Below are 619 nucleotides of genomic sequence, written 5' to 3' on the forward strand. Positions count from 1 at the left end.
CGTTCAATCGTTACTAAGCGAAACAAACCCGTCAGGTAGGTCGATTTTCCCAGCTGAACCAATTGATCACTGATAATCCCTGATTCATGAGACACTTCCAGGTGCGCTTGAACATGAACGGCTGTATTCTTTTTAATGCGGGAAACGAAAAAGTAGCCCTCCCAGTTCATTTGATCAAACTGAGCGAAATCCAGATACCCTCGATCAAAAACATAGGTCGCCCGTTTCTCATTGATAAAGACGTTCAAGTGATCATGGTCGTGTTCAGATGCATGGGACAGTTCGAATTGTTCAGGGTGCACCCATCCTTCTTTCATATGACAGACCTTTAAGTGCAGTTTGATTCCCGACTTAGTCGGGCGAAACGTGCCCCAGGGATACCGTGTTTTATTCAGTGAAAAAGTGGACGAATCAATTAGAAACACTCTTTCGTTTGATTGCACCACTGTTTTTTCATGAACCAGTGAAAGTAATTGCGTGAAAATCTCCATCAATACAGAGGGTTCCATCTTTCGCAGGGCACGGGATAATTGAGAATAGCTAATGGACTCAATATCAATCACTTTTTTTAAGTTTGGGTTGACCAACTGTTGATCCAAATGCCGTAGGCTATCGGTTT

At 43.0% G+C, this 619-nt stretch carries 1 protein-coding gene; it reads right to left on the reverse strand.

The features are described from left to right. A partial coding sequence (locus ACYQ2O_RS12660) for a transposase (protein ID WP_459796762.1) occupies positions 1-509 on the reverse strand: 509 nt, incomplete at its 3' end. Between the last annotated feature and the right edge of the window lie 110 nt (positions 510-619).

This window comes from Alkalibacterium sp. m-11 (assembly GCF_054658155.1).